This window comes from Runella sp. (genome assembly GCF_965279615.1).
GTDB lineage: Bacteria > Bacteroidota > Bacteroidia > Cytophagales > Spirosomataceae > Runella.
Map to the genome: position 1 here is coordinate 285,188 of NZ_OZ257252.1, position 23,226 is coordinate 308,413.

The window sequence follows — 23,226 nt, forward strand, 5'->3', positions numbered from 1 at the left end:
TCATGATGCTTGGACGGCATTGACCAGCTCATTCAGGATTCGGTTGAGCTCCTGTGCATTAGTATGTACTTCGTCCATGTTTTTAAAATACATCATTCGCCGGTCTTTGTAGTCTCCTTCGAGTAAGTCGGAGGAAATTTTTGTAATAGCTTCGTGATGAAAGACCAAATGGACTTTTTGAGTCATTCGAGGATTGAAAGTGACCAGGTCCGGACCTGCATAATAACTGGGAGCATTCCACTTAACGCGCTCTGAAATAGCGGGATGGGCATTTGTAATAATTTCCCTAACGGCGTTTATTTCAGCCTTGAGAGGATGTTTGAGCAAGCGCATGTACTCACTTACCTGTTCAGCCTCCGTTAATTTTGGAGTAATTGATTTGGGCATTTTATAAAAATCCTGTTTATCCTGTAATCCTGTCTAAAATTTTATCATCAAGTTTTTTTCATTCGGCGTTGCCTCAATGTATTGTATCTATTTCAATATCATACTTATCCAACAACCCAACGACGCCCAATAGCGAAAACTTGGCTTTCCTGATCTTATTGCTTTCAGGATTGATGGAATAATTGAATGAAGTTCGAAAATTGACTTTTTCAAGAATAGTGTTTGAAAATGTTGCCCGCATTAAATCGCAATTGTCAAAAACAGAACCGGTCAGATCACAGCCCGTAAAATCGACCTCGTGTAGTTGCAAGTTCTTGAATGTCGTTTTCTTTAGTTTGGTTTGGTAAAAAGAGGAGTGGTTAAGATTACAATCCTCAAAACTAACCGATAATCCAAATTTATTGCAGGTATCAAATCGCAACCCCAAAAGCTTACATTCCCTGAATTTTACATCACTCAAAACCGTCATCGTCAGTTGAGCTAAACTCAAATTACAACCGATAAACGCACATTCCATAAATTTACTCCCTGTAAGGTTGACGTTGGAAAAATTGCAGTTGTTGAAAGTGCAGTTTTCGTATTCCCCTTTTGCCCAAGAATTTATGGTGTAATCAATCTTTTCAAATACTCTTTCTTCTATGAATACCTGTTCCATTCCGTTATCTGTTATTTATACTCCTGTTTTACGCTTTGGGCAGTTCAATGATAAAAGTAGTGCCCTCTCCAAGGGTACTTTCCACACGAATACGCCCGGTGTGAAGTTCAACAATGCGCTTACAAATGGCCAATCCAATCCCGGAACCTTCGTATTCGGCTCTCGAATGAAGTCGTTGAAAAGCAAAAAATATCTTGTCAATATGCTCGGCACTCATTCCGATACCATTGTCCCGTACATAAATGAGGACTTTGTCGGCCTTAACCAAACCTGTGATGGTGACAAACGGAACGTTCTTTGAAAATTTAATGGAATTGCTCAGCAGGTTCATAAACAGTTGGGCAAGATATTCTTTGTTGCCTTTTACTTTCGGTAAGGTTGCCACACTGATAACGGCTTTCTTTTCGGCTATTTTTATCTCCATATCTTCCAATGAAATCTCAATGGCTTCATTCAGATTTACTTCACTAAAATCATCATTGACCTGAATGGTCGACAAAGTGAGTACATCCTGGATCATTGTTTGCATCCGCGCCGAGGAAACCATGATCTTATCGGCCAATTCCTTATTTTCGTCATCTAAGGTTTGCACGTTATTACGATAAAGCATAGAGGTAAAAGTCCTGATTTTTCGTAAAGGTTCCTGCAGATCATGCGACGCAACGTAGGCAAAGGCTTCCAGATTTGAGTTTGCTTCGGCCAATTTTCGTTCCGCTTCTATCCGTTTGGCAATTTCGTTTTCGAGTTCAACATTGGTTTTTTGTTTAAAAGCCTGCGGCAGAATTTTAAACAAATGATAGACCGTAAACAAACTTACAATGCCCGTAGCCAACCGAACGAGGGCATTTAAGCGATACATGGGTACCCAAAACATCATGGCATCAATAAAGTGCGTGCTACCGCAGAGCAGGATGAATGTTGCGAACAGTAAATAAACCCGTGTGAATTTGATAACGTCTTTTTTGCCGGTAAAATACCGCAGAATGATGACCGGAATGAGAAAATAGGCCAGCCATATCATGAGATCACTTGTGATGTAGAGCCACCCGTGAAAATCAGACCATTCGCCACAATACCATCTGGGCGGCCACAGGTCAGTGGAAAATAAACCTTTGAAAAAATCAACTACCTGATTCATAAGAGTATATGACTAAAATTAGGGTTGGTATTTAGGTTAAGCGTGAATGCGTTAGGTTGTTGGAAAATAAAAATAGCGAACAAAGTCTTTGTTCGCTATTAAAGGGGAAAGATACTATGTTATTTCTTTGAAGAATAAACTTCGCTGTAAAATGATTATTTAAAACAGTTTTTGGGATACTAAACCGATTGCGTTTCCGCCATTTCCAACGTAGGATAATCGGTGTATCCGACGCCGTCCAAACCAAAGAAAGTAGTGGGATCAGCATCGTTCAGTGGAGCATTTTTTTCAATGCGTGTTATCAGATCAGGATTGGCTAGAAATGCTCTCCCAAAACCAATAAGGTCAGCGAAGCCTGTATTGAGGGCTTTTTCGCCGGTTTCGGCGGTTAGGCCGTTACATAAGATGATGGTGTTGGTGAAATTGGAGCGGATAGCATCAAAGGTTTTCTGAGGGATTTCGGCAGATACTGAGATATGCAGGTATGTAATGCCGATCTTGTTTAATTCTTTGGCTAAATATGCATAGGTTTCGTGTACTTCATCTTGGTCATACGCTTGTAAATCACCCAGAACAGCATACGGCGAAAAGCGAATGCCAACTTTTTCGGGACCAATGGCGTCGGCGATCTGTTGAGCAACTTCAAGAATGAATCGGGTCCGATTGGCAATGCTTCCTCCGTACTCATCGGTGCGATTGTTGACGTTGGGATTGAGGAATTGTTCCAATAAATAACCGTTGGCACCATGTAATTCTATGCCGTCAAGTCCCGCTTTTACGGCATTTTTAGCAGCGGTTACAAAGCCTTCAATCACAGATTTTACTCCTTTGGTAGTTAAGGCAACGGGCGCTGAATGGTCTTGCATGTGGGCAGTATCGGTATATATTTGTCCTGCCGCTTTAATGTCGGAAACGCCCACCAGTATTGCACCATCGGGTAAATTATCATTATGTCCGATGCGCCCGGTGTGCATGATCTGCATGAAAATTTTGCTGCTGCCTGCGTGTACTGCGTTGGCTATTTTTTTCCAACCTTCTACTTGGGTGTCGCTGAATATTCCGGGGATTCGGGCGTAACCTAAGCCGTCCGGGGTAGGAGCCACTCCTTCGGTGACGATCAAACCGGCACCTGTGCGTTGGCCGTAATAAATTGTCATCAGGTCGTTGGGTACATTGCCGATAGCTCTGCATCGGGTCATGGGGGCCATTACGAGGTGGTTTTTAAGCGCAAAACCGTTTTTCCGGAAAGCCGTTAATATCTTTTTCATCTTTTGTGGTGGTAAATTTGTTGGTTAATACTGCAAAATTAGACCAACACGAAAGAGTAAAATAACGCGTTCAGACGAAAAAATAGTCCTATCCGGCAGTCGTGTATTTCTTGGGTGTGTTACCGAAGTGTTTCTGAAACAATCGACTGAAATGGCTGAGATTGGTAAAGCCCAGCCGATAGCCCACTTCCGAAACCGAATAGCCGGATTGCTTGAGCAGAAAGGCGGCTTCGTCCATGCGGGCCTGTTGAAAATAATTGTAGATGCTGTCGCCAAATACCTGTCGGAACAATTGCTTCATTTTTGTTTCACTCATTCCCGCCATTTTTGCCAGCGCCGGCAACTGCGGCGGTTGACTCAGATCAGCCAAAAGAGTGGCGCGTATCACAAAAAGCCGATCCAGTTCAGCATTATTGATCCGTTGCTGCTTTTGGTTTTCGCGGGTGAGAAGCTTGCTGAAAAGCAGATAGATCAATTCCTGTATCTTTAATTTTATGTAAAAATGACTGAGCGGATTTTGTTCACTGATCTCGGGCAGTTGTTTTAAAATCCGTTGCATTTCTTCCGACATGTACTCATAGAATAAGAAAGTGCTGTCGGGATTTGTGATGGTTTGCAGAATGGGATTGGAGCTTTCCAGCCCGAGCAAATCAGCCAATGCAGACGATTTGATGCCTACTACGGTAAAATTTATTTCGGTTCCGGCAGGGAATCTGATTTCCGAACTCAAATCGCCGGTGGATATTTCGACGGCGGCGTTAAGTGTCTTAGAACAACTGAAATGCGGTCTTTCGCTGTTCGATAATGCGTAATTAGGAAGAGCCGTATTATAAAACAAAATGGCTATGGTGTCATTCTTTTTCTGCGACGCTTGGCGTTTAAGCACAAACTCTTCCTTAAATGTATAATGATGCAGCAATAACTTGAAATTTGCATCAAAATCAATCTTGCGAAGTGTCCCGGTTCCCAACTCCGACGGAATTTCCAGCTTATTGCCAAGCATCGGAATATTGAACGCTTCCGCGAAGCGAGCCAAAAAATTAAAATCGGTATGGGGGATAAATTCGAATTTCATGGGATTTGAGCTAATCAGCCGATTTCAGCTATTACAACAAACCCATTGCGAGGCCGTTTAAGTTTCATTCCATCAAATTTGTGCAAAAAGCTGAAGGAATCCGGTGCTTGATTTTACGGCATTTTGCTTTTTTGAGTGGATGTATACCATTTAACGGTTTCTCTCACAATCCTTTGCGGGTCATTGGAATGGTTGCCAAATCGGCTGATATATTTGGCATGATTGACCAAATAAGGATATTCGAACTGATAACCGAGCTCATAAAATTCTCGTATCAGAGAATCGAATAACCCCGCGATCCAAACAATGAATCTGGGCAATACCACCAACTTGGCTTTTTTGCCCGTTTCGGTTTCAAAAAGGCGCACCCATTCTTTTAAGTTCATGGCCGGCGCATTCGGTACGTGCCAGATTTGTCCGAAAGAATCATTCGCGTTGCCTACATTGATCATGGCGGCGGCAAAGTCATTGATGTAACTGAAGGTGTGCGGTAATGCCGGTTTTCCGGAAAGGATAATGCTTTTGTTATGATAAAGTTTGTCCAAAAAATCGGTTCCAAAAAGGCCCTTGTAGATGCGTGGCCCTATAAAATCGGCGGCTTTGACAAAGGCGACCCGATTACTGAATTCTTCGCCTGAATTCAATAATGTGTTTATGACCCCTGCTCGGATCTGTCCTTTTTTTGTTTTGGCTTTATGCGGCATTTCTTCCGTCATTACAGCACCTGCCACGTTGCCGTATGAATACAGATTGTCGGCAAAAACCAGTTTGGCGTTGGTTTTACCGAGTGCGTACGCCAGTGCGACAGCGGTTGCGGGATAAAAATCTTCCCATTGCTGATATGGCACATCGGTGCAGCTAAAGATCACCTCCGATTGGCGGGCAATGGTCTCCATGTCAGTTTTGTTGGTTACATCGGCAGCCATAATTCCAACATTTCCGGGAAGCACCAAGCCTACTTTTCCTTTTCGGTTGACCAATAGAATTTGCTCATTGGAATTATTTTTCAACAGAATTTCCATAATGGCAATTCCCAATTGACCGGTGCCTAATATCGTCTTCATTTTTAATGTAAAGTTTTCGGTGAATAATTTTTGTATATCCTTTCTTGCGGATTGCCGGTTCAGAGGAACCATTCAGCACAGTTAATGAACCATATAAGGTATTTGAGGTCATGTAAGTATTTGAATGATACTATCTTATATTGACTTATAATCCTTATATGGTTCAATAAACCTTACCTGCTAAAAAACGAATAACTGATACCCGGCGTTGGATTAATTCTTACATCGTGGCCTTTAGCAACCAATGCAATGCCGCCAATGCGCACGTTAAGCCCTTTCCAGACCATCCAACGGAAACCTGCTTCCAACCCCAACGCATTTTCTTTGTTGTACTCGAGATTGATACCGCGTAAGTAGGAAGCGCCGGCGTAGAAAGAAGAAGGGTTTTCTTTTTTGCCGACGGGTAAGAACCAGGCAGTTACGCCCGTTTTTAAGAATTTTGTGGTGATGCCTGCCTCTAATGCAGTTATGTAGTAACCTGCGTGAAAAGAGAGGTGATTACGACGGTATTCTAAGCCGATAGAGGGATTGCGAAAGCCATTGATGCTGATTTCATTTTTTGAAAAACGGCTTTGTGAGAAAGCGCCGGTTGATACCAATAAGAACAATGCGATAAAGGAAGTTTTCATTTGTTTTGTTGTTTAAAAATATGGATTGTTAAGAATGATTTTTCTTTGTGAAGCGGCAATTGCCGATAGTGATCTTACAATTTGTATTTGCCGATGTAGGGCACAGTATCGCCGCCTAAGTACAGGTAGCCATTATGCTCTTTGACGGCGCCCGCTTCCGGCATAATGATGCCCTTAGTATCAAAAAGCGACTGAAGTATTTTGCCGTCGGTGGAGATATTCATTACCATTCCGAACTTCTCCTGTTTGGGTTGAATGAAATTGGGCAAGGCATACACCAGCTTTTTCGTGCCGGGTTTGGGGTGAATGTTATCCAAGGCCTCGGTACGTTTGGTCGAAAATCCGAGCCAGTAACTGCCGTTTTCTCGGATCGAAATACCGTTGGGGAAGCCCGGAAGATTATCAATGAAGGTTTCGATTTGGCCGATCTTATCGCCTTTGAGCCAATATTTCAGCACTCGGTATTTGGCGGTCTCTACCATCAACAGATAGCTTTCATCTTTGGACAGCACCACACCATTGCCGAAATAAGTGCCTTTGATGAGCGTCTTTACTTTTCCTGTGGCAGGGTCGTAGCAGTAAAGTCCACCGATGGGATTCATTTCCAGAATTACTTTTTTGCCATAATTGATGTCGTAGCGGGTTATTTCGGAGGTATTTGAGAAGTATATTTTTCCATCAGAAGCAATGTCCAAACCGTTGGGAATCAAAAAAGGATTGCCATTTTCATCTTTATTGGCCAATGGTGTTACTTTTTTGTCGGGGCTGATGTGTATCAATCCTTCTCGGTGACTCAACGCAATGAGGTTTCCGACAGTATCAAAGTGCAAACCTGCTACCCATGACTTCGCATCGTAATAAACCTCCACTTTTCCAACGGAGTCAATTTTTAAGATTCTCCCATCGCTGAAATTATCTTCTTTGGTATGAACGCCGCAATATAGATTTCCCGCTTTGTCAAAGACAATGTCCTCGGGGCCGTATAAATCCGCGATGGCTATTTTTTCGGAAGTACTTAATTTTTCATTCAGGGCAGTTGTGCCGGCGAATTCAGGACTTTTTATGGGTTGCCACGCCTGCGGATGGAGACTACAGGAGGTAAGCGCCATTGCACTAATGGCTATCGAAGAAATGAGAATGGAGAAGTGTTTGAGAATTTGCATAGCGTCGTTTAATTAATTTGACGATGCAAAATTCAGCACTGTAGAATTGCTTCTACCGGACAAATGTCTAAAAAGGAAATCAGCGAATATTATTTCTGATTCGGCTGAGGTGGCGCGGAGTTACGCCGAGCATAGAAGCTAAATACTGCAAAGGAATGCGCTGTAGAAGGTGGGGTTCTTCTTTGAGCATTTTCTCATAACGTTGTTCTCCCGAAAGCACGATCAGGTCATGGCGACTGGCATCAATACCGCAAATGGATGCTTCCAAAAGACCAATGTAGAAATCCTTGAAAGAAGGAATTTCATCGACCAGTTTTTTCAAGTTGGTTCTGCTGATCAAACTAATGCTCCCGTCAGTCAGCGCTTTTATGTTTTCAAGCGCGGGAGTTTGACTTACAAAACTTAATAAAGAAGCCAAAAAGGTGTTTTCAATGGATATATAGCTGGTTTTTTCTTCGCCGTCTTTCACTACATAGTACTGAAACATACCGCTTTCAACAAAGCCGATGTATTTGCTTATTTTGCCTTCTTCTACCACAAACTCATTTTTTTTGAATACCTGAAGTGTAAAAGCACTGAGGATTTTTTCTAATTCCTCGCCTGCAAAACCCATCATTTGAAAGTTCTTTCTAAGTTTTTCCATGCGTTGATAGTGGTGTATTTGGCAGATATTATTCCCGAATTTTACGCCCTTGAAAGTGCAGGTATATATGATGATTTAAAGAAGTCAAATAGAACGTTTTACCTCTCAATTTTTAAAAAATGACGAGAGTTAGATTTGAACTTTGTCCTAAATTTATTCCTGCTACAAAAAACAATTGCTGCATATGCAATTATTGTAGAGCTATGCTGCTTCATTTTAAACTATGTCTTTACAACTCATCAAGGGTAAAAAAATAAGGCCTGTGTCTCCACAGGCCTTGGATTAAACCGACCGGTTGACAGTTTATAGTATTTTTTAAACGGTGCCTGTTTTCTTATGCCACAGATAATAAGAGAGAAATAAAAAGCTGATAGGCAACACCATAAAGGTCATTTGTGGCTGAAATCCTTCTGTGGCGATCATTGAATAGACAGCTCCGATCAGGTCAAAAAATAACCCGGCATAGGCCCATTCTTTGATTCTGTTGAAATTAGGAATAAGAATGGCAATGCTACCCAATACCTTGGCTACGCCTATAAGAACAATAAAGTACTTGGGATAGCCCAATCCTGTAATCATGGTTACGGCATCAGGACTAAGGAGAATATCAGGAATGGCTGAAAATAGCATAAAGGCTGCAAAGAGCCCTGTAATCACCCAATACGTAATAATTGTTTTTTTCATTTTTAAATGTTGGTTAAAGGTAAATGGCTGATTTTAACCAATTATATATGCCTAATTGATTGCTTCAATCACCGATGCAATTTAGCTGAAAAATGAGAGAATTTTTGAGGGGCATAACGTCAATTGTAGGTGGTGATTACGACACAATGTTTCTCCGTTTCTCTATCCAAATAGCTTTTCTCATTTACTGTTGGCCTGCGGCTCTGAAAGCATTTTTTTTACCGATGTCCATTGCATACCGGAATAACGATTATTGTCGGTTGTCGTTAAATTTGCCCGTTTGTCTATCATGTTTCGCATGTATTGCATCCCCTGCCAAGCCGGATAAAGGTCGTTTTTTGCCGGTGAAAACGTACGCGCCAATTTTATAAACAGACTCAACAACCCCGGCCCACCGGCTCGGAGCAATCGAAATTTTTCTCCGGTCACATCACTCACATCTGCCCGTATCTCCCGTGGACTTCGTTGATCGCCCGCAATGACGAGAAAGCGGGGAGTGGAAGGGTCGAGGGCGGCATGGGCGGTGAAGGTAGCCGTATCGTCCATGGTGGTGAACCATAGCCGATGATCAGCGTCCCCCCAATACAGGACTAATTTATGTTTAAACACAATGAGGGGCATTTGATCGGTGAGCAGATCGGTAAAGGCTCCATTGAAAATGGTCGTGGCCGCAATTGGTTTTGTATCAAGATAGGTATGAAATTCTCTTCTAAGGTCCAAATTGCGATTTTCGCCGTCCGGAAATTTGGTGAAGTCTAACGAGTAATCGGAGGGTATAAAGCGAGGGACTTCCGCCGCTATGGCAGCATCCAAGAGTATTTTTTGAGTATCAATGATCACATCACGCAAGCCGGCCAAGGCAGACACCACACACGTGGCTCCTTTGCAGGCAGCGGCCACTTCGGCCGTATTCTGCATATCTGCTTTTATTACCTTGGCTCCAAGTTTTTCGAGCCGGTTTACTTTTTTAAGGTTGGTGTTTGAACGAACAAGAGCACGAACTTCCGCTCCTTGGTCAAGTAACGCTTTGACGATTCGTTCTCCTAAGTTGCCCGTTCCACCTGCGACTGCAATTATTTTTTTCATGATCGATTATTACTTCAATAGTGAACTTACTGAAATAACAACCCGTTGCGGCGCTGTTTGTTCATTTATAATTCGTGCAGATGCCAAACAGATTTGAATCTTTAGGCAACATTTGACCCAATGTATTCTTCAACGGAAACACCTTCAAGTGGCCAAACCATCAGGATGCTGCAATTTCCGGCGGTAGGGTCTTCCAAATAATTAAAGATGGGTTTTATCCATTGAAATCCTGCTTTGCGTTGGGGCGTAATGGTAGGATCTGTGAGTTCATTGTTCTTTAATTTTTCGCAGTATTCCTGAATAGAATATTGGTCTTTGTAGCTGCCATAACCAATTGTCATGCCGACTAAAATTTGTCCTTTCATTCCCAATGATCTAACTAATTCCTGTTGGGCGTTGTACAGTTCTGTAGACAGTTTTAAGCCTCGGTAAGCAGGTAATACGCCAATGTCAAATTGGTATAGCCACTCCCCGTTCGGTATATGTGCTTTTGTGATCCATAGATTGTCCGTAATTTCCATAAACGAATGGTCGAGTTTAGGAAAATGAATTCTGAGGGTACTTGAGGAGGCGATAACTCTATCGTGATCTTTTACAACAAGTTGACCCTCAGGGAATACTTTTATATGATTGGCGTAATGTTCCTCTGTTAATAATTCATGCGGGGCAAGCGTTGGAAAACAAACAACCTGTACTTCTGCCATTTGTGCGGCGTCTGCCGGGGTAGCTGTTGTGATGGTGTATTTCCCGTCTTTGGTCTTTTTGTTTATCATTTATTCAAAAAATTGAATTAACATCGTCCGGGTCAAGGTAGACAAAACCTGTTTTCACGCAATTTATTTTTGGAATAGGGTAAAAATCGCTGTGGCTAAAAAAAACGATTTCCCTCCAACGATCATTGAAGGGGATAAATTCGGGTAATTGATTTTATTGCCAGCGAATTGCGTTGATGTTGCGACCGATCTTTGCGCCTTCCACTAAACCCACTTCGTTGTCATAACGGGTATGGATGCCTCCTAACAGGCGAGAATTCGCGCACTCCTGCGCCGCATCCCAAAAGGATTTATACTGTCGAGGTTTATATTTTAAGGTATATTGAACACTGGACTGTCTCATATACGTGTAATAGTCAGAAGGGGTGGGATTATTAGGTAAATCGGCTTGAACAGCAATGATCTTATCAGGGCGATTGGCGTGCGTATAATCGGTAAAGGAAAAATTCTTGCCATACAACGCTGTCAGTACGGTAGCCGTCGCCGCTGATTGGACTGCATGGCCGGAATAAAACGCGGGGAAAGGAGGTTCCAGAAAGAAAGGAAGCCATTTAGGCGAAAATTTAGACTGGAGATTCTTTTGAGCGAAAGAAGAGGGACGTTCTATCGAATACCTGAACTTGACGTTCCAACAGCAGATAAATGCATCGGCAACAGCCATTCCCACCCGGGCATAAGTTTGGGCGGCTTTAATTAGATCGGTAGGACTGTTGCGAATGGCAATGGTGGCAAGATTGTAGGAATGACCGGGAGGAGAACAGGTTTCGGTAGGATCATCACCCCACCACATCACAATAGCCCGATCTTCATCAGTAAGTGTTTTTTTGCGGTCAAAGACTTCTTTATAATAAATATAATATTTACTGGTAGTATCGGTAGAGTAGACCAAAGGTTTGGGTAAGGGTAGTTCACTGTTTTTTCGGGCAAATGTTCTGTTCTCTCCCCAGGTAGGATGCATCGGAATTTTAGAGTTGGACTGCCCTATAAAAGGCGGCACCCACATACCGGCTCCAACCGGCCGGATATAACTTTCGGGGAAGTTAAGTAAATAGCCTTCATGTCCGCCATCTACTTTAGACCATTCATATATTTTTTCGGCGATGGCCTTGCCATATTGCTCAGACCGCTCAACGACTTCGGGGCTGAGCAGTGCTGCATAATGTTGGTGAACAGCCTGCTCCAGCGAATCAACGGGTTGTGTTTTTTGGGTGTAAGCGTATAGTGCTCTCAACATATAAGCCTGACCGGCGTTCAGGGCCAATTCCCAGCAATATACTTTTTTAGGGTCAGGTGTGGGCAATAAAAGGGTATCGCATAACTGCCGAAGCACAGAGCGGTAGTTAGGGGAGGCATGAACCACGGTTTCATACATGGTCAGACCCAGATAGCCGGTTGCCCGGGAACCATACGTTGGGGTATTTTTAGGGGCTTTGGTCATGATCCGTACGGTCATGTCAGCCCAATCGGTAGCGATCTGAGCACGGGGAGATTGAGTAGGAACCACCTGAGTTTGCGCCACGCATACGCAAGCTAAACAGATTTTAAGTATACCTATTTGCAGTAACTGCTTCATTGTTATGGGTGAATTTTTCGGACAAAAATCTGCACCTCAAAGTTTGTGCCAAATTATTATAAAATTTTATAAAAGAAAAGCGCCCCATTCGGGGCGCGTTCAGCATCAAAGGTTTACTTGATGAACTCAGTTAAAATGATATGTTGGGGTAGGAGTTATGATTACTCCAAAACAGCGTTACGTATTTTTTGCTTTTTTAAATCTTAGCCAACCAAGTAAGTATATGATCGGCCACTTCCTGCCATCCTTTTTCGCCACAGATGTAGTGGCTTCTGTTGGCAAAAGATTTGAAGTCGGTAATACTGTTTTTATCTTTATAAGCACCGGCAATTCTTTTGGTAAAACTTGCAGGAAAGATATTGTCGTTTTCACCGCCGATAAAAAGCAACGGATTATGCGATTTTTTGTGGTCTACATTGGCAAAGGATTTCAGCAGCGTGTCTCTGGCTATTTTTCTGCTTTCGGGTACGGCTATTTTTTCAAATTCTTTGTCGCTTTCGGCACGGGTCATATTGTTGAAAAATGCGTAATGATACCAATCTTTACTTCCCATAAAGGCCGAGAAACGAAAGAAATTTACGACCGGAAAGACAGTTTTGATGGTTTGGAAGGGAGGAAGAACATTTTTAGGAGGCGCACCGTCAATGCTGATCCCCGCTACTGCTTTGTCCATTTCAATTAGCTTTTGAACCACTAGTCCGGCCAAAGAGTGGCCAATGATGATGGGTTTTTCAGGGAGAGTATCAATGAAATTTGCACTATTCATCACCACATCTTCAAACCCAACGGTGTTCAGTGCAGGATTGATATTGGCGCGCAGATCGGCGGGATTCCCTTCGTGATAAGGATTGGCCGGTGTGTAGCAAGTGTAGCCTTGGGCTTCAAAATAAGCTTTCCATTCAGACCAGCTGGTGTTGTTTACAAACAAACCATGAATAAAATAAATACGATAGTTTTAGATTGTGTCATTGTCTTGGTTTTTTAGTGATTTTTTGTTGAGACAAAGGTGCGGCACAATTCGGAGGATAATTTTAACCCAAGTTAAAATCGTATTATTTTTAAAATTTTTTGACAGGGATGAATCAGATGACGGGATACTTGCCGAAATCTCCCATTATAGCTAAACGCAACCGAAAATTGAGGGATTTTGAAGGGTTTCACGCGTCAGTCCGGTGGTTAGGTCAAAAAACGCCGGTGCAATGTATCTTTTCGTGTATCTGCAACCGATAGTATACATTACGACCGGATACGTTCCGTCTACGATGGTTGCACACACAATCCCAAAAGGTCAATTTTGTTTGAATATCTTTTGGATAAAATTAATTTTAGAAATAGGGTTTCAGAATTTTGCTTTTTTTATTTTTTTTAAACATTTTTGTCGAACAAAAATACTTTATGCCCAAAATTGACCACGATACTAAAGAAAAGATACTTACTGCGGCCGAAAAGGTATTCCATCGAAGCGGATTTAAAGGAACTCGGACAACGGCTATTGCGGAAGAAGCGGGAATCAGTCGCACGATGTTGCACTATTATTACAGTACCAAAGAAGACCTTTTTCAAGAAGTTTTGAATAAAACGCTTGGTGCAGTAATACCGCATTTAAGCCGACTTCTGGGGCAGGAAATGGATTTAGAGCATCTGATTTGTCATATCATTGATACCATGTGCGTCTTATTTGAAGAAAAACCAACTTTTCCGAATTTCGTTGCCAATATCATCAATGAGTCACCCGATATGGTGACAATGATTGTGACCAATGTACAAGACGATATTCCGGCAAAACTGGATGCTCTGTTAGCAGTAGAAAAAAGAAAAGGCACAGTTATCGATAACATCACAGGCGAAGATCTGATATTAAATATTTATTCGCTTTGTGCAATTCCATATTTAGGAATTCCTTACATCAAAGCAAAAGAGAATCGAAATGATGAACAAATGTTTGAATTTTTGAAGCAGAGGCGTGAAAAAATAAAGGTTTTTGTGCTTCACGGGATTAAAAAATAACCATTACCGGGTATTGTTTTTCTATGACTGGATTCAGTCATAATTTTTTGGATTGCATTAAACAATTTTGTTGAACATATTTGTTTGTATGAAAAGTAATAAAAAATACATCGGCTATCAAACACAGGACATGGCATTGCCGTATGCCAAATTTTATAATGAAAGTATCAGACCGATTCCCGAATTGGTCGAAAAGGCAATCAAAAAATCAATAAAACAGGGACTTACGCTCGAAAATGTGCGTGACCTGCACAATGAAGGCTACCATGAATTGGAAAATGGATATGTATTAAACCATGATGGGTCGCTTCATGTAGCAGTGGTTACACCCATGCCAAAGGTTAGCCCTGAAATGTGGGATTGGTGGTTTGGGTGGCACGGTAGTCAAGATAATCGCTATAAGTTATGGCATCCTAAAGCTCATTTGTCGGCAGTTTGGGCTGATGGCCGAGAGGATGTAGCCTATATTGGTCGCACTTCAAACATTCAGGAATACATTGGCAAAAAGCTCGAAAAAGCAGCAATTCAGTTCAAAAATCCAATAGATATGGGATTTTCAGCGGCAGCTATTGCTGACAAATCGAAAGTAGTTTATGTATGTGCCAGGCTGGGATATACCGATTATCCAATTGATTTTGGGTGGTTGGTGCATCAAATCAGAAAAACTGAGGATGGAGCAGAAATGCGTTCAAGGTTTTGGATGGGTGGAAAGTATATAGCCATCCGTTCGCAGAATCTGCTTGGAGCGGCTGCTTCAAAAACCCTGCAAAAGCTTGTCAAACTACCCGAGCAACAGGCCAAAGACTTAATGACACATTGCTCCGAAGAAATGAATCATTTGGCGGCCTTTCTACCCGATTTATACAAAGAATTTAATGAGAACCACTAATGCTATGAATCATGGAAAATCTGAAAATTTCCGGAAATATAATCCTAAGAAGCGATAAAGGCTTTAATGAAATCGTGATGGGAACACTTTTCAACAAAGTTGACCCCAAAGAACGCCCTTCGATGGTAGTTATTCCAAACAACATTGACGATATAATTTCTACCGTCCGTTACGCCAAATCAGCAGGAAAACGGATCACTGTCAGCTCGGGTGGACATAGTTTCAGTGCCAATTTCATCAGAGAAGATGCGATTTTGGTTTTGATGAAAAACTTCAACCAGTACGCTGTAAATAAGGATGATATGACCGCCGAAGCCGGCCCCGGGGTAGGCGGAAGTGTTTTGATGAAAGCACTTTACAAAGAAAACCTCTTCTTTCCTGCGGGGCATTGCAAAGGCGTTTGCATCGGAGGATATTTACTTCAAGGCGGCTATGGCTGGAATGGCCGAAAACTGGGAATTGCCTGCCAAAGTATTTTGGCTATGGACATCATAACGGCAGAGGGCGAGTTGGTACATACAAGTCCGAGCGAAAACTCAGACTTATTTTGGGCCGCCCGTGGTTCGGGGCCGGGTTTCTTTGGTATTGTGGTGAAGTTTTACCTGAAACTTTATCATTTGCCAAAATACCGAGCCATTATAGCGCATGATTTTGGAATCAGGCACCTCGAGGATGTATATCGTTGGGCGTATGAAGTTGGGGCCGAGATTCCGAAAGCAGTTGAGTTTCAGATGCTCATGAGTCGCAAGATGCTCAATATTTTAGGAATGGGAATTGAAGCATTCGCCCCGATTTTTGCCGATACTGAAGATGAATTCGAGGAAGCCAAGGCTTTTATGCACAACAGTCCGATTAAGAAAAAAGCCATCATTGCTACTCCTGCTTTCAACCCCGGTATCGAAATGCTCTATAAAGCTACCATGTCACACTACCCTGAAGACCACCATTGGGGCGTAGATAACATGTGGACGCACGCCGGCATTGATGATTTACTGCCTTTCATCAAAGAAATTTCCGAAACCTTACCGCCGGCTCCTTCCCACTTTTTGTGGCTCAATTGGCATCCCGGAAATCTTAATACAAATATGGCATATAGCAAAGAAGATAAAATTTATCTGGCTCTTTACAGCTGTTGGAAAGCTGCTCAGGATACCGACCTCTACAACAACTGGGCGTTTGATATGATGCGAAAAATGGAGCATTTGGCAGTCGGTATTCAGTTGGCCGATGAAGGTTTACACCGCCGGACGGCGGCCTTTATGACAGACGAAAACCTAATGAAAGTACAGGAAATCAGAGCTAAAAGGGATCCGGATGGGCTTTTTTATGAGTGGCACAGCAAACCAAAATTAAAGTTTGGATACTCCCAAACCTGATTTTTTTAAATCTAAAAACAAATAAAGTGGAACTGACGACCCGGACCTTCCCTCGGCTATTTCTATTTGGTTAGTAAGTGATGGTACATCTTGGCAGCAAATAAAAAGAAAAACTAAAATTGGTTGATTATCAAACTTTTAATAAACATGAAAATAATATTCCGAAACATTTTTTTCATACTGGCTTTCGTTTCATTTCAGAAATTAAATGCTCAGAGCGTTACTATTTTACCCAATCAACAAAGTAATTCGGATACACTAAGTACGAAGTTTTTCAGAATGACTTCGGGAGCCGGACTTTTTAAAGTACTTATTTCGGATGATAATGGCAACGGTTTATGGGCTGCTCCTTCTATGTTTCAAAATAATTTCTGGCAACAAAACAGCTCAAACAACCTCTATTCTTTACCAAATGCGCTCATTGGTATAGGCAAAGCAGCACCATCACAAAAACTTCATTTGCGAGGTAATCTTCTTGTTGAGCGAGGACGTATACTTACTTTTGATTCAGGAAAAAATGTTTTTGTTGGAGAAGAAGTAGGTGGAATTGACACTACGTATAGTTCAGCCACCGATAATACAGCCATCGGATCTAATGCTTTTCAATACAATAAAACCGGGAAATATAATACAGCGGTGGGGCGACAATCACTACAAAATAATGTATCAGGAATCTTTAACACAGCTTTGGGTTTTGCAACATTAAACAACAACACCAACGGTTCCAATAACGTAGCACTTGGTTCGTATTCATTGGTCAATAATGTTTCGGGCGAAGATAATGTTGCTCTGGGGCACTTCTCAGGATTTTCTTCAATCGGAAGTGGCAATATATTTATTGGGGCTTATGCAGGTGCAGACCAAAAAGGCAATAATAAACTTTATATATCCAATAATTCAAATTCTACATTAATCTACGGCGATTTCGCAAAGAAAAAATTGGTCGTAAATGATAGTCTTGAAAGTAAATACTTCAAGTTACCAATCAATGCTGCCGCAGGTAAAATTCTTGCATCAGATAATCTTGGAAACGCTGCGTGGCAGTCTGAAACCGACCCGAAAATTGGAACTCAGCAATTCAATTATCTTGCAAAATGGGATGGCTCAAAATTGGTAGCGGGTTCGATCTTCGATAGCGGGGATTTAGTAGGAATTGGGGCCGGGCCTGCCGGTAACAAGCTACTCATAAAAATGACAAATGGGTCTTCTTATTTCCCCAATTGGACTGTAAATAATGAAGTTTTGGTTACCCAAATACATAGAGCAGATAATGCCAATCCACAAACCCGATTTTTGGATAAGACCAATAGTGCTACCGGTTTCTTTGACTTAGGACTGGATGCCAACAATAATTTCACAGTTGAATCAAATGATATTAACAGACTTACAATTCTACAGGACGGAAAAACCGGCATTGGTAATACTACCCCTACCCAAAAATTAGATGTAAACGGAAGTGCCAACATCAATGGCGACTTGTATCTGAAATCCTTCAAAGTACTTAGCAACGGCGGTGTCAACAACACCTTGACCGTCAACGGAATTTTAAATCTTGACAATAATCTTAAAACCAATGCCAAATGGATTTCTTCGGATGGTGACAATGAAGGAATAAGAATAGACGGCGAAGGAAATGTGGGAGTTAATGAGGTAAATTCCAACGTCGTTTTTACGGTAAAAGGCACTCAGAGCTCTTTGTTTTTAATAAAAAATGCTTCTGATAATTTCCAACTTTTAGTAAATCAAAAAGGTAATGTCGGAATCGGAACCGCCGATTTAACAAAAGCCAAATTGACGATTACGGGTTCGGAACAGAACACACTAAACTATGGATATTTCAATAATCAAGGAAAATCCGGTACAGCGAGTGGCACAAACTATTATTCCATTTATGCCTCTGACCGCATCGCAGCCGCTGAATTTAATGCTTTTTCAGATGCTCGTATTAAAGATATAAAAGGTATTTCTGACAACGAAAAAGACCTCGAAACACTTTCAAAAATCGAAATCACTGATTATCAATTCAAAGACAAAATCGGCAAAGGCAATGGGCAATACAAAAAGGTCATTGCACAGCAGGTAGAAAGCATTTATCCGCAAGCCGTAAGTAAACTAACCGATTGTATTCCGGATATTTATCAATTGGCCAAAATATCAAACGATTTCATAGAATTGCCTCACCATAATTTAAAAGCAGGTGAAAAAGTGAGGTTAATCTTTGGTGAAAAACAAGAGACTTTTGAGGTAGAATCGGTAAATGAGGCCGGTTTCAAAATCCTGAATCAACCTTCAGAAATCGTACATTCGTCTGTTTTTGTCTATGGAAGAGAAGTCTCTGATTTTCGTTCGGTTGATTATGAGGCACTTTCCATGCTCAATATTTCTGCTACACAGGCATTGTTGAGACGTTTAAATGAAGTGGAAAAGGCACTTGAACAACAGCATGAAAGAATAGAATCTCAACAAGGTCAAATCAATACTATTCTTTCTCGATTGACGACGGCTGAGAAAAATAAAATAATGCTATCAAATTAATAAATTTGGTTTCGTGGGCTAAGTTTTCAACCAAGACAAAAACAGTTTAGCTGGAACTTAGCTCACAGACGCCATTACTGCGCCCACCGGCGCAAAGCCTACTATAAATTTCAAAAGCCCCGGCAGCTTATGACTACACGGGGCTTTTGAAAACTGATAACATCGAATATATTGCCGGCGCTTATAATTTATTGGATGCAAGAAGCTCATCCAATCCTTCCATGGCTGAAGTCAGGCCTTCTTTGAAGCCCATTTGAATCGTTGTTTCGAGTTGCTCCAGATCATCGTACGTGATTTGAAAGGTTACCAAAGTAGTGTATTCTCCCTGATCTTGGAAACTGCTTTTCCATTTTGATTGCGGCATTTCGGTATTGATTTTGCCGTCGGCGTCCGAAAATCCATCAAAGGCAGTAAACCCCTTTTGCGGTTGAATGCTCTCGTAGCTTGCAAACGCCCAATGTTCTTCTCCTTCCGGCCCAACCATTGCATAGTGCCAGTGTCCGCCTTCTCTGAAATCCATTGTTTTGGTACGGGCTTTCCAAGGCTTGGGCGCCCACCATTTGTCAAGGATCTCACTTTTTGTGAAAGCGTCCCACACCAAAGGGAGTTCGGCGGCAAATTCTCTTTTTACCGTAATTGATTTGTTGGCTTTGTCTACCGCAAAGTCCATTAGCAAGGCATTTTTCATCGTTTTATTTGTTTTTGATTGTTAATAATACATCGTCAAGTTGGTTAAAACGGTCTTCCCAAAGTGTTCTGAACTTTTCTAACCATTGGTCGATCTCTTTCATTTTAGCGGGATTGAAGTGATAATATATTTCCCGCCCTGATTGCTCCTGACGTACAAGTTCGCATTCGGTCAAAATTTTAATGTGTTTTGAAACAGCCTGCCGACTGGTGTCAAAATGCTCGGCAAGGGCATTGGGAGTCATGGCCTGTAGGGCGATCAATCCAATGATGGCTCTTCTGGTCGGGTCGGCTATTGCCTGAAATACATCGCGTCTCATTGCTCTATTTCTTTGGTTGTGCAACTAATCGGTTGCAAATATAAATGCAATTAATTGGTTGCGCAATATTTTTTACAATTAATTTTCTACGGGTGTACTCTGCTGAAAAAACAGCACCTAAAAAATCATTCCAAGCCTATAAATTCTCTAAACGGCGGTATGTTTTTTCGGGCGAAAGGCAGCAGTTCGCAGTTTGGTAAAGTCATAGTTAGCAAAAACCCTTAAAAGGAGAGCGAAGCAGACTGGGAGGTAAGCATTGTTGAGACGTTGAGGCAAAATGGCCCAAAAGACAAGAACTGACACCAATAACAAGCCATAAACAAGGAAATAATTCGATAATTTAGGGCGGTATTTTTTAGAAAAGAGCATAAACGCTGCAACGAAATTTACCGGATTTGCCCAAAGAATGTTAAGATTTACCTGCGAATGATGAGTTGTGAAAAACCAAAGAAAAAGCACTAATAAACCAACTATACCACTTGTGAAAAATAGAGCAGCATCAAATGCTCGGGCTATGCCGGTTTTGTGAATGACCGGGAGACTTACAAGGAGTGCCAAACCCAAAACAAGGCTGAAAATAACTGTCGGGCTGAAAGGGTTTTGAGAAGATGGCTTGCCAAGTGATTGATAAAGAACGGATTTGTCTTTCACCAACGGCATCCATACACCGTTTGTGTTTATTTTGGCTGCGTCGTAGTTCCACATCAAATAATCGGGCAAAAACTTGAATTGTTCAGGCGTGATCTTCTTATCCATATCAATGCCCAAACACGTCTCGATCCCTAATTCGCCCCAAGGGTCCTGTAATAAATAACGATGTGTTAATTCTCTGATAGATGCGCCTGTTGTATGTTGTTTTTCGGCAATGATTTCCGGAGAGAAAACTACGCTGTTGCCCAACACTTTTTTCAACGCGGTGTCGATGCGGTTGGAGCAATTGTCGTAAAAATAATCGTATCTGTAGACACGATTTTCAACCAAAGCATTCTTTTCCAGGTAGTTGAACAGCGCGTTTTTTTGCGTTAAGGTAAGATTTAGCGATTGCTGAACCACCGTGCGGTTTTCCAACGCTGCCCAGGAATAATATTCACGGTGAAAGGGAACCACGGAAAGCCAAAAATTCAATTCTCCTTTGGTAAAGCGCACATAAAAGCCGTCGTTAAAACTGAAAGTTCCATAATTATAGATGTTGTCGATGCCCAAGTTCGGATCGGAAATACGCAATGCGCTATGACCAAAGGCCGTAAATACCTCGTTGCCCGGGCCGACGGTAATCAGGCTAACGTTTGAATTATCAGTTAGTTGTGAAAAAACGGGTTGAGAAAGCAGCAGTAAGTTACAAAAGGTGACAAGTATCTTTATGTTCATTGTTCGGGGTACATTTTCAAAAACCGGTCAATCCTTTTCTTTTGTCTTACATGATGGCGCAAATGCATTTCTGCAAACTGAAACCATTCGTCCGCATTAAAATAACCCAATCCCGGATGTTTTGTTTTGCCTTTAGACGAGTTTTCTGCAATCAATTGCCCAACAGTACGAATATCTGCTTTCAAATTCAGAAAGTCGTTCATCAATTGTAGTGTCGAATCAGGTTGTAAAATGTACGCGTTTGAAGGCGCTCCTTCAATGGCTTCGTCCGGAAACTCATTGTTAAAGAACATAGCTTTGGCAAAAGCGGAGGCCTCTTCATCCGCATTTTCATTGGTAGCTATGCAATTCCTTAGTTGTTCAATATAAAACCGGGTATCGTTAATAAGGTGGATATACAGTTGTCCGAGCGACCAAGCGGCGGAAGAGGGTTTTGTACATAATTGTGTGAACGAATATTGTTCCAACTCCATTATCCAAAAATCAATTGTATGATCAAAATTCTCTATCAGCATTTCTGAAGTCTTTGTGTAGAATCTGTTATCCCTCAGTCAGTTGTCGGATTATTTCAAGTGTGCCGTTCCAGTAGAAATTAGAATGCTCAATGGCGGCCTTTGCTATTAAATTACTGTGAGTTACGGTTAGCGTGGTTTGATTTTCCATTGGTGTCAATCTGAATTCGATCAGAGAATAGTTTTCGGGTTGATCGGGCAACCTTGAAATTTTGCTCCATGAACTATACCGGAACACTTTTTCGGGTTCTAATTGCAAAATTACTCCTTTGTATTCATGCTTTCCGTTCACATTGCTTTGAAAAATGATCGGACTTCCAACAACCCAATCAGTAATTATGTTGATCTCGGCCTCCGACATCCACACTTTTATACGATCCGGATCTGTCAAAATGGCCCAAACTCTTGATGCGGGTGCATTAATCCGGATTGACTTACTTACGGTTTTGACGGATTCCATTGGGAAATAAAATGGTAAGCAAAACGATTATCAGCAGGAAGTTAAATTCTACGCCATTTCGGCCACCGCCAACCACAAACCAACCTTCTTTGAAGTGAACGAGAATAATCCCCATCACCAGAATAACGATGGTAACAATAGCTGCCCACTTTATGTATTTTTCGAAAAGAAAGCAAAATGCAGCAACGATGTGAGACAATTTAATGGCCCAGGCAAGAGGTACACCCAACGGCGCAAACCCAATTTGATTTAAATATAGATTGCCAAAGCCATTGATTCCGTTATTGAACATTCCCGGAACGCTGTGCATTACCAAAATAATGGCTACCGCCAACCGAAGCAAAAATGTACCGGTGAAAATATTCATTGACCTTATCAGGGTTTCGGCATTTCAAATTTGGACTTTGAGCGGGTAATTTAGTAAAAAGAAGTGAAAAGGCAGGAAGTTTAAGTGCGCAGTATTCGCCGGGAAACTGCGCACAGAAGGGTTTTATTTACCAATGGGTAATTGTGTACTTACCGCTATTCGGTTCCAGGCATTGATAACAACGGCTGACATAATGATCTGAGCAATTGTTTCCGGGCTGAAGAACCTTTCGGCCTGCTTATAGGTTGCGTCTGAAACGCCGTTGTGGTGAATGAATGTAACTTCCTCTGTGATAGCAAGAAGTGCTTTTTCTTCTTCGGTAAAAATGTCTGTTTCTTTCCACGCATTCAACAGAAAAATCCGCTGCGGAGATTCACCGATCTTTAACGCCTCTTTGGTGTGCATATCAATGCAAAATGCGCATGCATTAAGCTGAGAAGCCCTGATCTTAATCAATTCCTTCTGAATAGGCGTTAAGTTTGATTTGCTTACAACTACTGACAGGCCGTACATTGCCTTCCAGGCATCCGGCTGTGTTTTTTCAATCGTTACTCGTTGTTCCATTTG

General features: G+C 41.7%; 25 protein-coding genes. 4 read left to right on the forward strand and 21 right to left on the reverse strand.

Features of this window, described 5'->3' with window-relative positions:
- The 14 genes from ACQY73_RS01230 to ACQY73_RS01295 all read right to left on the reverse strand — a co-directional run bounded on the left by ACQY73_RS01230 (position 1) and on the right by ACQY73_RS01295 (position 13,084).
- Positions 1 to 387 carry a DUF1801 domain-containing protein gene (locus tag ACQY73_RS01230; RefSeq protein WP_428660330.1) on the reverse strand — a complete coding sequence of 129 codons (387 nt, stop codon included), beginning with the start codon at positions 385 to 387 and terminating at the stop codon, positions 1 to 3.
- 73 nt (positions 388 to 460) lie between these two features.
- Positions 461 to 1,042 carry a pentapeptide repeat-containing protein gene (locus ACQY73_RS01235; protein ID WP_428660333.1) on the reverse strand — a complete coding sequence of 194 codons (582 nt, stop codon included), beginning with the start codon at positions 1,040 to 1,042 and terminating at the stop codon, positions 461 to 463.
- A 28-nt stretch (positions 1,043 to 1,070) separates the two neighbouring features.
- Positions 1,071 to 2,180, reverse strand: coding sequence for a sensor histidine kinase (locus ACQY73_RS01240; protein ID WP_428660336.1), 1,110 nt, complete (start codon positions 2,178 to 2,180; stop codon positions 1,071 to 1,073).
- Positions 2,181 to 2,359: 179 nt separating this feature from the next.
- Positions 2,360 to 3,448 carry an alkene reductase gene (locus ACQY73_RS01245; protein ID WP_428660338.1) on the reverse strand — a complete coding sequence of 363 codons (1,089 nt, stop codon included), beginning with the start codon at positions 3,446 to 3,448 and terminating at the stop codon, positions 2,360 to 2,362.
- 88 nt (positions 3,449 to 3,536) lie between these two features.
- Entirely contained in the window at positions 3,537 to 4,523 is a 987-nt protein-coding gene (locus tag ACQY73_RS01250; protein WP_428660341.1) for a helix-turn-helix domain-containing protein, read from the reverse strand.
- 113 nt (positions 4,524 to 4,636) lie between these two features.
- Positions 4,637 to 5,587 carry a hypothetical protein gene (locus ACQY73_RS01255; RefSeq protein ID WP_428660344.1) on the reverse strand — a complete coding sequence of 317 codons (951 nt, stop codon included), beginning with the start codon at positions 5,585 to 5,587 and terminating at the stop codon, positions 4,637 to 4,639.
- A gap of 173 nt (positions 5,588 to 5,760) precedes the next feature.
- Positions 5,761 to 6,216: a hypothetical protein gene (locus ACQY73_RS01260; RefSeq protein ID WP_428660347.1), complete on the reverse strand. Its 456-nt coding sequence runs from the start codon at positions 6,214 to 6,216 to the stop codon at positions 5,761 to 5,763.
- Positions 6,217 to 6,290: 74 nt separating this feature from the next.
- Entirely contained in the window at positions 6,291 to 7,379 is a 1,089-nt protein-coding gene (locus ACQY73_RS01265) for an SMP-30/gluconolactonase/LRE family protein (RefSeq protein WP_428660349.1), read from the reverse strand.
- Positions 7,380 to 7,458: 79 nt separating this feature from the next.
- Entirely contained in the window at positions 7,459 to 8,022 is a 564-nt protein-coding gene (locus ACQY73_RS01270; RefSeq protein ID WP_428660352.1) for a Crp/Fnr family transcriptional regulator, read from the reverse strand.
- Between the two features lie 315 nt (positions 8,023 to 8,337).
- Entirely contained in the window at positions 8,338 to 8,706 is a 369-nt protein-coding gene (locus ACQY73_RS01275) for a DoxX family protein (RefSeq protein ID WP_428660355.1), read from the reverse strand.
- 180 nt (positions 8,707 to 8,886) lie between these two features.
- The gene (locus tag ACQY73_RS01280) at positions 8,887 to 9,792 is read right to left on the reverse strand and encodes an NmrA family NAD(P)-binding protein (protein WP_428660358.1); all 906 of its coding nucleotides are present in this window, start codon (positions 9,790 to 9,792) and stop codon (positions 8,887 to 8,889) included.
- A 101-nt stretch (positions 9,793 to 9,893) separates the two neighbouring features.
- Complete coding sequence (locus tag ACQY73_RS01285) at positions 9,894 to 10,565, reverse strand: hypothetical protein (RefSeq protein ID WP_428660360.1); 672 nt, start codon at positions 10,563 to 10,565, stop codon at positions 9,894 to 9,896.
- A 154-nt stretch (positions 10,566 to 10,719) separates the two neighbouring features.
- Positions 10,720 to 12,138, reverse strand: a complete 1,419-nt coding sequence (locus tag ACQY73_RS01290) for a vanadium-dependent haloperoxidase (protein WP_428660362.1) — start codon at positions 12,136 to 12,138, stop codon at positions 10,720 to 10,722.
- A 196-nt stretch (positions 12,139 to 12,334) separates the two neighbouring features.
- Positions 12,335 to 13,084 carry an alpha/beta hydrolase gene (locus tag ACQY73_RS01295; RefSeq protein ID WP_428668599.1) on the reverse strand — a complete coding sequence of 250 codons (750 nt, stop codon included), beginning with the start codon at positions 13,082 to 13,084 and terminating at the stop codon, positions 12,335 to 12,337.
- A gap of 449 nt (positions 13,085 to 13,533) precedes the next feature.
- Here ACQY73_RS01295 and ACQY73_RS01300 point away from each other — a divergent pair, with 449 nt between their 5' ends.
- From ACQY73_RS01300 to ACQY73_RS01315, 4 genes are all read left to right on the forward strand, one after another.
- A complete protein-coding gene (locus tag ACQY73_RS01300) occupies positions 13,534 to 14,145 on the forward strand; it encodes a TetR/AcrR family transcriptional regulator (protein WP_428660365.1) in 612 nt (203 codons plus the stop codon).
- A gap of 88 nt (positions 14,146 to 14,233) precedes the next feature.
- A complete protein-coding gene (locus tag ACQY73_RS01305; RefSeq protein ID WP_428660368.1) occupies positions 14,234 to 15,034 on the forward strand; it encodes a DAPG hydrolase family protein in 801 nt (266 codons plus the stop codon).
- An 11-nt stretch (positions 15,035 to 15,045) separates the two neighbouring features.
- Positions 15,046 to 16,410: an FAD-binding oxidoreductase gene (locus ACQY73_RS01310; protein WP_428660370.1), complete on the forward strand. Its 1,365-nt coding sequence runs from the start codon at positions 15,046 to 15,048 to the stop codon at positions 16,408 to 16,410.
- A 147-nt stretch (positions 16,411 to 16,557) separates the two neighbouring features.
- Positions 16,558 to 18,945, forward strand: coding sequence for a tail fiber domain-containing protein (locus tag ACQY73_RS01315; protein ID WP_428660373.1), 2,388 nt, complete (start codon positions 16,558 to 16,560; stop codon positions 18,943 to 18,945).
- A 181-nt stretch (positions 18,946 to 19,126) separates the two neighbouring features.
- Here the strand turns inward: ACQY73_RS01315 and ACQY73_RS01320 are convergent, their stop codons facing one another.
- The 7 genes from ACQY73_RS01320 to ACQY73_RS01350 all read right to left on the reverse strand — a co-directional run bounded on the left by ACQY73_RS01320 (position 19,127) and on the right by ACQY73_RS01350 (position 23,223).
- Positions 19,127 to 19,633: an SRPBCC family protein gene (locus ACQY73_RS01320; RefSeq protein WP_428660376.1), complete on the reverse strand. Its 507-nt coding sequence runs from the start codon at positions 19,631 to 19,633 to the stop codon at positions 19,127 to 19,129.
- 4 nt (positions 19,634 to 19,637) lie between these two features.
- Positions 19,638 to 19,952: an ArsR/SmtB family transcription factor gene (locus ACQY73_RS01325; RefSeq protein WP_428660378.1), complete on the reverse strand. Its 315-nt coding sequence runs from the start codon at positions 19,950 to 19,952 to the stop codon at positions 19,638 to 19,640.
- Between the two features lie 147 nt (positions 19,953 to 20,099).
- Positions 20,100 to 21,320, reverse strand: a complete 1,221-nt coding sequence (locus tag ACQY73_RS01330) for a DUF4105 domain-containing protein (RefSeq protein WP_428660380.1) — start codon at positions 21,318 to 21,320, stop codon at positions 20,100 to 20,102.
- Positions 21,317 to 21,835, reverse strand: a complete 519-nt coding sequence (locus tag ACQY73_RS01335) for a DinB family protein (RefSeq protein ID WP_428660383.1) — start codon at positions 21,833 to 21,835, stop codon at positions 21,317 to 21,319. Before ACQY73_RS01335 ends, ACQY73_RS01330 begins: the two co-directional genes overlap by 4 nt.
- A 25-nt stretch (positions 21,836 to 21,860) precedes the next feature.
- A complete protein-coding gene (locus tag ACQY73_RS01340) occupies positions 21,861 to 22,292 on the reverse strand; it encodes an SRPBCC family protein (RefSeq protein WP_428660385.1) in 432 nt (143 codons plus the stop codon).
- On the reverse strand, positions 22,267 to 22,659 hold the full coding sequence (locus tag ACQY73_RS01345) for a DoxX family protein (protein ID WP_428660388.1): 393 nt from the start codon (positions 22,657 to 22,659) through the stop codon (positions 22,267 to 22,269). Before ACQY73_RS01345 ends, ACQY73_RS01340 begins: the two co-directional genes overlap by 26 nt.
- A 123-nt stretch (positions 22,660 to 22,782) precedes the next feature.
- Positions 22,783 to 23,223: a carboxymuconolactone decarboxylase family protein gene (locus ACQY73_RS01350; protein ID WP_428660391.1), complete on the reverse strand. Its 441-nt coding sequence runs from the start codon at positions 23,221 to 23,223 to the stop codon at positions 22,783 to 22,785.
- Between the last annotated feature and the right edge of the window lie 3 nt (positions 23,224 to 23,226).

Excerpts from the sequence above, each read along its gene's own strand:
- ACQY73_RS01230 (WP_428660330.1), bottom strand. The coding sequence starts at position 387 with ATGCCCAAATCAATTACTCCAAAATTAACGGAGGCTGAACAGGTAAGT.
- ACQY73_RS01235 (WP_428660333.1), bottom strand. The coding sequence starts at position 1,042 with ATGGAACAGGTATTCATAGAAGAAAGAGTATTTGAAAAGATTGATTAC.
- ACQY73_RS01240 (WP_428660336.1), bottom strand. The coding sequence starts at position 2,180 with ATGAATCAGGTAGTTGATTTTTTCAAAGGTTTATTTTCCACTGACCTG.
- ACQY73_RS01245 (WP_428660338.1), bottom strand. The coding sequence starts at position 3,448 with ATGAAAAAGATATTAACGGCTTTCCGGAAAAACGGTTTTGCGCTTAAA.
- ACQY73_RS01250 (WP_428660341.1), bottom strand. The coding sequence starts at position 4,523 with ATGAAATTCGAATTTATCCCCCATACCGATTTTAATTTTTTGGCTCGC.
- ACQY73_RS01255 (WP_428660344.1), bottom strand. The coding sequence starts at position 5,587 with ATGAAGACGATATTAGGCACCGGTCAATTGGGAATTGCCATTATGGAA.
- ACQY73_RS01260 (WP_428660347.1), bottom strand. The coding sequence starts at position 6,216 with ATGAAAACTTCCTTTATCGCATTGTTCTTATTGGTATCAACCGGCGCT.
- ACQY73_RS01265 (WP_428660349.1), bottom strand. The coding sequence starts at position 7,379 with ATGCAAATTCTCAAACACTTCTCCATTCTCATTTCTTCGATAGCCATT.
- ACQY73_RS01270 (WP_428660352.1), bottom strand. The coding sequence starts at position 8,022 with ATGGAAAAACTTAGAAAGAACTTTCAAATGATGGGTTTTGCAGGCGAG.
- ACQY73_RS01275 (WP_428660355.1), bottom strand. The coding sequence starts at position 8,706 with ATGAAAAAAACAATTATTACGTATTGGGTGATTACAGGGCTCTTTGCA.
- ACQY73_RS01280 (WP_428660358.1), bottom strand. The coding sequence starts at position 9,792 with ATGAAAAAAATAATTGCAGTCGCAGGTGGAACGGGCAACTTAGGAGAA.
- ACQY73_RS01285 (WP_428660360.1), bottom strand. The coding sequence starts at position 10,565 with ATGATAAACAAAAAGACCAAAGACGGGAAATACACCATCACAACAGCT.
- ACQY73_RS01290 (WP_428660362.1), bottom strand. The coding sequence starts at position 12,138 with ATGAAGCAGTTACTGCAAATAGGTATACTTAAAATCTGTTTAGCTTGC.
- ACQY73_RS01300 (WP_428660365.1), top strand. The coding sequence starts at position 13,534 with ATGCCCAAAATTGACCACGATACTAAAGAAAAGATACTTACTGCGGCC.
- ACQY73_RS01305 (WP_428660368.1), top strand. The coding sequence starts at position 14,234 with ATGAAAAGTAATAAAAAATACATCGGCTATCAAACACAGGACATGGCA.
- ACQY73_RS01310 (WP_428660370.1), top strand. The coding sequence starts at position 15,046 with ATGGAAAATCTGAAAATTTCCGGAAATATAATCCTAAGAAGCGATAAA.
- ACQY73_RS01315 (WP_428660373.1), top strand. The coding sequence starts at position 16,558 with ATGAAAATAATATTCCGAAACATTTTTTTCATACTGGCTTTCGTTTCA.
- ACQY73_RS01320 (WP_428660376.1), bottom strand. The coding sequence starts at position 19,633 with ATGAAAAATGCCTTGCTAATGGACTTTGCGGTAGACAAAGCCAACAAA.
- ACQY73_RS01325 (WP_428660378.1), bottom strand. The coding sequence starts at position 19,952 with ATGAGACGCGATGTATTTCAGGCAATAGCCGACCCGACCAGAAGAGCC.
- ACQY73_RS01330 (WP_428660380.1), bottom strand. The coding sequence starts at position 21,320 with ATGAACATAAAGATACTTGTCACCTTTTGTAACTTACTGCTGCTTTCT.
- ACQY73_RS01335 (WP_428660383.1), bottom strand. The coding sequence starts at position 21,835 with ATGCTGATAGAGAATTTTGATCATACAATTGATTTTTGGATAATGGAG.
- ACQY73_RS01340 (WP_428660385.1), bottom strand. The coding sequence starts at position 22,292 with ATGGAATCCGTCAAAACCGTAAGTAAGTCAATCCGGATTAATGCACCC.
- ACQY73_RS01345 (WP_428660388.1), bottom strand. The coding sequence starts at position 22,659 with ATGAATATTTTCACCGGTACATTTTTGCTTCGGTTGGCGGTAGCCATT.
- ACQY73_RS01350 (WP_428660391.1), bottom strand. The coding sequence starts at position 23,223 with ATGGAACAACGAGTAACGATTGAAAAAACACAGCCGGATGCCTGGAAG.